Source organism: Candidatus Thermoplasmatota archaeon, from assembly GCA_034660695.1.
GTDB lineage: Archaea > Thermoplasmatota > E2 > UBA202 > DSCA01 > JAYEJS01.
On the sequence record JAYEJS010000068.1, the window covers coordinates 1 to 9,005 of the forward strand.

General features: G+C 42.4%; 8 protein-coding genes and 1 pseudogene. 7 read left to right on the forward strand and 2 right to left on the reverse strand.

All coding sequences use genetic code 11. The annotated features are described in order from the left end of the window. The first annotated feature begins 178 nt into the window (after window positions 1-178). The 5 genes from U9O96_03200 to U9O96_03220 all read left to right on the forward strand — a co-directional run bounded on the left by U9O96_03200 (window position 179) and on the right by U9O96_03220 (window position 4,040). A complete protein-coding gene (locus U9O96_03200) occupies window positions 179-607 on the forward strand; it encodes a 30S ribosomal protein S12 (protein ID MEA2054114.1) in 429 nt (142 codons plus the stop codon). Between the two features lie 4 nt (window positions 608-611). After that, window positions 612-1,184 carry a 30S ribosomal protein S7 gene (locus U9O96_03205; GenBank protein MEA2054115.1) on the forward strand — a complete coding sequence of 191 codons (573 nt, stop codon included), beginning with the start codon at window positions 612-614 and terminating at the stop codon, window positions 1,182-1,184. A gap of 5 nt (window positions 1,185-1,189) precedes the next feature. After that, window positions 1,190-3,385 (forward strand): elongation factor EF-2, encoded by a 2,196-nt coding sequence (locus tag U9O96_03210; GenBank protein ID MEA2054116.1) that lies wholly within the window; start codon window positions 1,190-1,192, stop codon window positions 3,383-3,385. Between the two features lie 133 nt (window positions 3,386-3,518). After that, window positions 3,519-3,752, forward strand: coding sequence for a hypothetical protein (locus U9O96_03215; protein ID MEA2054117.1), 234 nt, complete (start codon window positions 3,519-3,521; stop codon window positions 3,750-3,752). A gap of 96 nt (window positions 3,753-3,848) precedes the next feature. Then, a complete protein-coding gene (locus tag U9O96_03220; GenBank protein MEA2054118.1) occupies window positions 3,849-4,040 on the forward strand; it encodes a DUF5654 family protein in 192 nt (63 codons plus the stop codon). Window positions 4,041-4,345: 305 nt separating this feature from the next. Here the strand turns inward: U9O96_03220 and U9O96_03225 are convergent, their stop codons facing one another. Beyond that, window positions 4,346-5,617: a hydroxymethylglutaryl-CoA reductase, degradative gene (locus U9O96_03225; GenBank protein MEA2054119.1), complete on the reverse strand. Its 1,272-nt coding sequence runs from the start codon at window positions 5,615-5,617 to the stop codon at window positions 4,346-4,348. A 291-nt stretch (window positions 5,618-5,908) separates the two neighbouring features. Here U9O96_03225 and U9O96_03230 point away from each other — a divergent pair. Both U9O96_03230 and U9O96_03235 read left to right on the forward strand, forming a co-directional pair. Beyond that, window positions 5,909-6,919: pseudogene (locus U9O96_03230) on the forward strand (SEC-C metal-binding domain-containing protein). A 10-nt stretch (window positions 6,920-6,929) separates the two neighbouring features. Then, the gene (locus U9O96_03235; protein ID MEA2054120.1) at window positions 6,930-7,094 is read left to right on the forward strand and encodes a hypothetical protein; all 165 of its coding nucleotides are present in this window, start codon (window positions 6,930-6,932) and stop codon (window positions 7,092-7,094) included. 5 nt (window positions 7,095-7,099) lie between these two features. Here the strand turns inward: U9O96_03235 and lysS are convergent, their stop codons facing one another. After that, window positions 7,100-8,647: a lysine--tRNA ligase gene (lysS, locus tag U9O96_03240; protein ID MEA2054121.1), complete on the reverse strand. Its 1,548-nt coding sequence runs from the start codon at window positions 8,645-8,647 to the stop codon at window positions 7,100-7,102. Window positions 8,648-9,005: the final 358 nt, after the last annotated feature.

Consider the following 9,005-nt stretch of genomic DNA (forward strand, 5'->3'; position numbering starts at 1 on the left):
CTTATGTCTCCATTTATGAGAGATAATTTTTCCATTTACCCCTAATGGAAAGAAAGGATTTATAAAAAGACTCCCAGAATTTTTTACGAACTTGTTGCATTGCTGTTGCCAGATGTATAGCCCTTCTCCGTTACGATTATATACCAGAAGCATATTAGCCATAAAAATTGGTGAAAAAATGGGCAGAGGACTTAATGCGGCAAGAAAGCTTAAGATGGACAGACAGAAGCTCCAATGGCATGATATGCATTACAAGAGGGGAGTGCTGGATTTAAAAAGAAAAACGGACCCGCTGGAAGGATCTCCTCAGGGAAGAGGTATAGTTATTGAGAAAGTAGGTATTGAAGCAAAGCAGCCGAATTCTGCAATAAGAAAATGTGTCAGAATTCAATTAATAAAGAATGGAAAGATGATCACTGCCTTCGCTCCCGGCGACAAGGCTATTACATATATAGATGAGCACGATGAGGTCGTAGTAGAGGGAATCGGGGGAGCGATGGGGAAATCCTACGGGGATATTCCCGGAGTAAGATATAAAGTTACAAAAGTAAACAATGTCTCCCTACAGGAAATGGTCAGGGGTAAAGTGGAAAAACCTGTGAGGTGATGACATGGAACCAGAAAATATACCGCCATTGTTCGGGAAATATGATGTATCCGGCATTGTGATAGAAGATAAAGGATTGGCAAGATACATGAATCTGGATACGAAAAAACTTCATCAGCATGCGCGGCATGCGAATAGGAGATTCAAGAAGGCAAATCTTTCTATTATAGAGCGATTGATAAACAATATGATGAGAACAGAAAGATATACGGGAAAGAAAACAAAAGCATATAATACTGTCAAGATGACATTCGATATCATACACAAAAAAACAAAGGAAAATCCTCTCCAGATTTTCATAAAGGCGATAGAAAATGCGGCCCCGAGGGAGGAGACAACCCGCCTTTTTCTTTCCGGAATATACATACCGCAGGCTGTGGACAGTGCACCGCTGCGCCGGCTGGATATCGCTTTACGCAATATTTGCAGGGGGGCGATATCATCTACCACGGGCAGCAAAAAAAGAATAGAGGCATGTCTTGCCGATGAAATAATAAAGGCATACAAAGACGACCCATCCTCGTTCGCGGTGAGCAAGAAAGGAGAGATGGAAAGAATTGCGAAAAGTGCAAGGTGATTTAAATGGGGCGAAAAGAAGAGAACGTGAAAAAGGCGGAGAAACTGAGGAGGCAACTCGATAAGATAAGGAATATCGGCGTTATTGCGCACATAGACCACGGAAAGACGACTTTCTCCGATAATCTGCTTGCTGGAGCGGGGATGATTTCGGAGGAGCTTGCCGGGGAACAGCTTGCTTTGGATTATGATGAACAGGAACAGGCAAGAGGCATAACGATAAATGCAGCATCGGCTTCGATGGTTTACGAATATGAAGGAAAAGAATATTTAATCAATTTAATCGATACGCCCGGCCATGTTGACTTTGGAGGGGATGTAACAAGGGCGATGCGTGCAGTAGACGGAGGAATAGTCGTTGTATGTGCCGTTGAAGGAGTAATGCCTCAGACCGAGACGGTATTGAGACAGGCATTGAGAGAGAAAGTAAAGCCCGTATTGCTCATAAACAAAGTAGACCGCCTGATAAATGAATTGAAGCTTAACCCTGAAGAAATGCAGGCAAGATTCTTAAAGGTAATCGCTGAAGTCAACGAGCTTATAAGGAAGATGGTTCCGGAGGAATTTAAGGATGAATGGAAAGTAAGAGTGGAGGACGGTAGCGTTATTTTTGGTAGTTCTCTCCACAACTGGGCAATTTCCAAACCGTATATGGATAAAACGGGCATGACTTTTAAAGATGTATACGAATATTGCAAAAACAAAGATGAAAAAACACTTGCAAAAAAACTGCCAATGTATAAGATCGCTCTAGATATGGTCGTAGAGCATTTGCCCGATCCAAAAAAGGCACAGAAGTATCGTATTCCCGTAATATGGAAAGGTGATCCAGAGTCACCTGTAGGAAAGGCAATGCTGGGGTGCGATTCAAACGGCCCTCTTGCAGTGATGGTAACAAAGATTATTATCGATCCTCATGCCGGAGAAGTTGCATTCGGACGTGTTTACAGCGGAGAAATAAGGGAGGGACAGGAGGTATATATCGTCGGGATGCCCAAAAAATATAGAACTCAGCAAGTCGCAATTATGGTTGGGAGCGACCGAATTACCGTGAATGAAGTTGAAGCTGGAAATATAGCAGCCGTAACCGGCTTAAGGGATGCAATTGCTGGCTCAACCATCACAACCGTGCCAGATGTGGAAGCCTTTGAGGGAATAAAGTACATATCAGAACCCGTGGTTACAGTAAGGGTGGAGGCAAAACACCCCTCAGATTTGCCAAAACTCGTAAAGGCGCTGAGAAACATATCAAAATCAGATCCTTCAATAGTTGTATCCATAAATCAGGAATCAGGAGAATACCTGATGAGCGGTATGGGCGAGTTGCATCTTGAAATTACTGAATACAGAATAATACACGAGCAGGGAGTAGATATCATAACTTCAGAGCCAACGGTAATATACAGAGAAACTGTGGAGAAAAAATCCCCTAAATTTGAGGGAAAATCTCCGAATAAACACAACTACCTCTATGTTGAAGTAGAGCCGCTGGATGAAAAAATAGTAAAAGCCATTCAGGAGGGAGAAATACCCGAAAATGTTAAGAAGCATGGGAAAGAAGCGGCAAAGATTCTCCAGAATTTGGGTATGGATAGGGTGGAAGCCAAAGGAACATTCATGATAAAAGGCCCGAATTTAATCACTGATGTTACCAAAGGAATACAGCATTTATTCGAGACGAAAGAATTACTTAAGCAGGCATTTGAAGAAGTAATCAACAGTGGTCCAAGGGCGAACGAACCTGTGATGGGAACCAAAGTTCGCCTTGTAGACGCAAAGTTGCATGAGGATGCAATTCATAGAGGGCCTGCACAGATCATCCCTGCCATGAGAAACGCCATATACGGGGCGATGACGCTGGCAAAGCCGAAGCTTCTTGAGCCGATGCAGAAGATATATATCTCAGTGCCACATGAATTGATGGGGGAAGTCAGCAAGGAACTGCAGCAGAGAAGGGCAACGATAACAGACATTAAAAGCGAAAGGGATATGAGCATAATCAACGGAAAAGTCCCGGTAGCGGAAATGTTCGGATTTGCATCTGCCATACGCTCGGCGACAGGCGGAAGAGTGCTGTGGAATACAGAAAATATGGGATTTGAACCTTTGCCAGAATTCTTGCAGGAGGGCGTTACAGCAAAAATAAGGGAAAGAAAAGGCCTCAAGCCGGAGCCGTGGGGACCGGAACATTATATAGGATAGACCTTTATCATGAGCAAAGCAGAATGCAAAAGGAAATACGAAAAGCCGTCATCATGCATGGGCTGGTCTCGGTCTTCTTTCGGTATTTTTAGCAATTAAATATTTTGTTCCTTCCGTCCCTGAATGGATTGCCTTGCCCGTTGTATCTGTCTTGATTGCGTACATTTTGGTTGCATTGGCGCTTACGTACAGATACAGCATGACTCTCTCCGCAAAAGAAGAAATGCCACCAGCTGACTTAGAAAAGGAAAGGATAAGAGCCAAGGTTGAAAAAGCGCGCCTAAAACTAGAAAAGAAAAAGTTGAAGGCGGAGGGAAAGACAGGGAAAAAAGAGCAAATAATTGATACGATCAAAAACACAGACTGAAAATCCAACCAAACAAAAAATTTCGACAGGTGTACATAGAAGAATGGGCTATTACAAGGGAGGGAAAAAATATGGCACTTAAGGGAGAAGGCTGCATTGATTACAGCGGCTTTCGGGCTGGTGGCTGCGCTGGCGTGGAATCAGACAATTATAGCCATTTTTAAAGAAATATTCGGCGATAACTGGGAAGGCATTCCACAAATGCTGACATATGCAATATTGGTGATCATCATAGCAGTGATTGTGACAATATGGATCGGCAAAGTTGCAGAAAAACATAAAGAATAAACCATCTCTTTCCCCTATTTTGATTCATGTGGAGGTTTTTGCTCGTTGTGTGAAGAAAACCAGGGATAGCAGACTTGTCTATTGAGTTACTAACATGCTACAACCTGTTATGGAGCACAGCCCAATTTTTGCAGGGGCTATGACAAAATCAATGATATTCGGTTCTATCAACATAATAGGATATGCCGCTCCGATCCATTTTCTCTACCCAACCATGGGAATTCTATGGGGCACGATGGTCTCCTATTTCGTATCGCTTCTCATAGCTTTTTCCCTTTTCAAAGCCATGAACAGGATGTCATAGTTTATTTTCTCAGCTCGTCAAGTATTTCTTTTGCTCTGTCCATTCTTATTTTTCCCTCAGCAGCCATTATTTCTGCTACTCTGTCAATTTCATCTCCCGTGGCGCCTGCCGTGACGGCAATGTTTTTCGCATGCAAACGCATATGCCCTTCCTGTATCCCCTTTGTTGTCAAGGCGTGCAAAGCTGCAAAATTTTGGGCCAGACCGACAGATGCTATCACTTCCGCCAGTTCCTTTGCGGATTTTACACCCAGTATTTTTAATGATATTCTTGCAATTGGATGGATTTTCGTTATTCCCCCTATCGTGCCTGCTGCCATCGGTATCCTTATTTTTCCCACAAGGTTGCCATCTTTTTTCTCCCATAATGTCAGCGGTTTATAGCCGTTCATCGCAGCGTATGCATGAGCACCTGCTTCTATGGCCCTCCAGTCATTTCCGGTTGCTAGGGCCACCGCATCTATCCCGTTCATAATGCCTTTGTTATGCGTGGCTGCCCTGTACGGGTCAAGAAATGCAAACTCGTATGCATGGATTATATTGTTAACCACCTTTTCCCCACCCACCACATCTTTATCAAAAACGGCGGTTGCCTCAACCAGACGGCGGTCGGCAAGATTGGAGATTATACGCAATAATGTTTTTCCGCCTGTTATTTTTTCTACCAGAGGAGCACACGCCTCTGCCATGGTATTTACAGCATTGGCACCCATTGCATCCCTCACGTCGACTAGTAAATGGATACAGAGCATGTTATCGCTTAGCTGTCTCACTTCCAGATCTTTTGCACCCCCTCCAAGACTAACCAGAATTTTATCCTGGGCGTTTGCCAGGTCAAGTATCTCCTTTTTGTGAGATTTTATTTCTTCCATCGCATTCTTCTTCGCATCAAGGATCTGTATCTGCCCTATCATTATGGGCTCGGTTGCATGCGCTGTAAATCCCCCTTTAACTCTTGCCATTTTCGCGGCATTGGAGGCAGCGGCGACAACAGACGTTTCTTCTATTGCCATCGGGACTATGTAGTTCTTTCCGTTTATCAGAAAATTTGTGGCTATCCCCAGCGGCATTTGTAATGAGCCTATGACGTTTTCTATCATGCGGTCAGCTGTCTCAACGTCCAGTCCATCCATTGAGAGAAGAATTCCTTCTTCCTCATCGTTCAACCCGGCAAACTCTTTCACCTTTTTTATTCTCTCTCTTACCGGCAATTTATAAAATCCTGAAATGCGCGATGTTTTTTTCATAAAACAAAAAGCACAATTTTTATAAATATGTATCGGGGTTGAGCATGATGAAAATTTGTTAATATCGAAAGTTTTATGACGAAAGATTATATTATATCTTCGATGATGGGAAATGCAGTTGACTTCAGACACTGGGATTCAATAGAGAAATTTGTTACAGCAGCGAAGAATTCTGGAAATGAAAAAGAGATGAATGCAATGGCTTATAATATACGACGACCTGCGTTAACAGGGGGAATTGACGTAACTGATGAAAATGAAGTGGAAAAATTCATATCGAAAAAACCATCAAACTTACATGCAGTGGGAAACACTACAATGTTCAAACGCAAGAAGATAGGCAGGAACGATCCTTGTCCGTGCGGCTCTGGCAAAAAATATAAGAAGTGTTGTCTGCCTAAAGAGAGGGGTAGAGAAAAAAAAGATCTTGAATCTATCGATGATCTTCCACTGTACAAAGTATTGATAAGCGAGGAGCCAGGTAGCCGGGCTATTGCGATAGCGAGAGAGCGGTGGAATGGAAACATAGCATTCATATACATGTTGATTGATGAGTGGAAAATGGGCTTAAAGGACTGTTTCGGCGGCTACGATGTCTCAAAAACTGTGTTTCATAAGGCGGTAAGCAGTTTGCCACTCGTTGATGCCAACCTCGACGAGTGTAAAAAACTTATCAAGCGCGGCTTGCTCATAGCAAAAGAAGTTGGAACAAAGACACCAAAAGAATTCGATAGACTTAAGGCTATTATCGGAAAGCTGGACAAAGTCCAGGTAGGTGGTTCTTTGTATAAATGTTTCAAATGTGGAAAAGGAGATCTCTCTGATGAAAAAGTTGAATATATCAAAAAAGTGACTCGTGAAGATATGAATCGCGGTGTGTGTGGAACGCCAAACGAGACGATGATATATTTTGTCTGCAATGAATGCAAAAACAGATCGGCAGATGAAATGAGTGAATGGCTTGATGAAGAAGAATATGAGACAAGAGAAAATTACATGGAAAAAGTCAAAAAATCTTTAAGGAAACTGTCGGTAAATGAATATAGGGAAATACTGGAAAAAGAGGGGTGGGATACCTGGGGCCCGGTTGCCTGCATGGAATGTGGTAATGAAGAAAATATTGGAGTTGAATGTTTTGCAGTTGATGGCAATTTGGAGCCAAATACAACTGAGGAGGAGAATGTACTTTTTAAAGCTGTAAAAGAATTCTCGAAGATTCCAGAGCTGGGTAAATCTGATATCGGACATTTGTTTATTGGCAGTTATCTTATTATCAGTATCCCAACATGCAGTAAATGCGGTTCGCACAGAATATTTTCAGATTTTTAATGGTGATTCAATGGTTGATAAAAATAAAATTAAAATGGAGCTAAAATACAAAAAAGATGTAGATGAGTGGTGGGATGAATTTAACGACGTCAGGGACATATCTGGAAGGGTGAAGAAGATAAAGGAAATATGTGCTTTGAACAAGCCAATTGAGTTTTATGAAATTGGAGATTGACACGGCTATCTTTTTATTGCTTCATCCAGCCTTTTCATCATGAATTCTTTGCCCAACGAATGGATGAAATAGCCCGCTCTCGGTCCTTTATTCTGCCCAAGAATTATTTGGTATAGGTATTGAAATGCATCTCCCGCAGGCATCCCTTCTTCCTCTGCAGCCTCGTAAATTGCTTTATGAATTTCTTCCGCATTCCATTCTACCCCCTCAAATTTTTTTCTTAGCCTACTGAAAAATTTTTTTTCTCCTGTTACCTCAATCTCCGGCAATTCCTTTCTCACTTCAAATTTTACCTGCTCCGGAGCAAAATTATCCAGCCAGTATCGAACTTTCTCAAGCCGATCCATCAATCTCTTTTCCTCGTATTCGTCAAGCCTGCCTATCTCCCCATTCCTCTTCAATATGTCATGCACTCCTTTCCAGTCCTTAGCTATCTGCACAAGCGTGACGAGATGACGGTATGGCACCTGCTGAGGCATTTTATCATGTGCTTTTGGATAAGGCTGTGAAAGCCGGTATATTCTTTCGACATCCTTTATCCCCGTCTTTATTCCCTCTTCTCCGAAAACAATTCTCTCATATTTATCGTATTCATCGACAAGGTCGAGCAGACCTAATCTAGAGTCAAATTCGATATGACGGGACGGTTCGTACTTCATGAGCAAAAATCGCAGCACTTCCGGTGGGGTCATTTTAAGCATCTTTTCCGCTGCAATAGCCGTGCCAGTAGAACCGTGCATAGCCCCCTTTCCTTTTAAATGGATAAATTCATATACAAAAGGCATCGGGTGCGGGTAGTTGTACACTTTTTCGGCTATAACTCTGCCGGTATCCCACGAGCCGCCTGCAGCAGCATGATCTTTTCCAAAAGCCTCGAATGTAACACCAAAAATTTTCCAGCGGGCTGGCCAATCAACTCTCCATGGCAATTTTCCCGTCCCACCCATCCTTATGTCTGCTTTTCCTTCATTACCGCACAGGCATTTATAATAAACAAATGGATATTCATAGGAAATGACATTGCCGGTTAACCTGCTGCATTTTTCGCACCTGGCATTCAAAGGCATCCATTTTTCTGGCAAATCCCTTTTTGCAACACTTGTCAGTATCTCGCGTATTTTATCTGCGTTATTCAGAGCAACTTTTATCCCTTCATTGTATCTCCCATTGCGATAGAGTTCATGTGCCAGATATACTTTTGGTTTTATTCCCAATTCTTTCAATGATTCCAGAAACGGGGAGAGAAAATGCTGTGCGTAATTCTCATGACTGCCGCACGGGCACGGAATTTCTGACAGCGGCTTTCCCACATATTTCTCGTATGAAGCCGGTAAAAAAGGGTATACTTTGCGGAGTGAGTCAAACGTGTCGCCGATGTATATGAGTTTGGCATCTCCTCCTTTATCGATTAAAGCCCTGTAAATTGCTTCAGTGGTAAGCACTTCCCTCATATTGCCTATGTGGATAGGCCCAGAAGGAGTTATGGCAGTTGCAAGAACATGCTTTTTGCCCTTCCCCAGCAATTTTTCAGCTACAACGTCTGCCCAGTGCACAGTCCTTAATATGCCCAATCATTTTATTTTTTTTGGGTTATCCGGTGCTCAATGGACATTTTAGTGAAGGACAAGTAACCATGAAAAAAATTCGAAAACATTTAGATGATAACAGTATTACACCCACAATTAAAAGAGTTGTTGAAAATTTATTGAATTTGAGTGAATTTAGATACATAGATGCGTTTGTAAATACAATCAAGCATCGTAATCTCATTGATACAGATTGGGGTTTAGTCAAAATGGAGTGAGAATCCTCTGGGCTTCAGCCCAGAGATGAATCACTCCACAATACTTTTTACTACGTTCCAGTTGGATACATAGTCCCAAGCCCAACCAGAACATGGTTGTAATTAGC

What these genes read in the sequence shown, in the direction of transcription:
- U9O96_03235 (MEA2054120.1), top strand. Translation starts at nt 6,930, where the DNA reads ATGGTTGATAAAAATAAAATTAAAATGGAGCTAAAATACAAAAAAGAT.
- U9O96_03210 (MEA2054116.1), top strand. Translation starts at nt 1,190, where the DNA reads ATGGGGCGAAAAGAAGAGAACGTGAAAAAGGCGGAGAAACTGAGGAGG.
- U9O96_03200 (MEA2054114.1), top strand. Translation starts at nt 179, where the DNA reads ATGGGCAGAGGACTTAATGCGGCAAGAAAGCTTAAGATGGACAGACAG.
- U9O96_03205 (MEA2054115.1), top strand. Translation starts at nt 612, where the DNA reads ATGGAACCAGAAAATATACCGCCATTGTTCGGGAAATATGATGTATCC.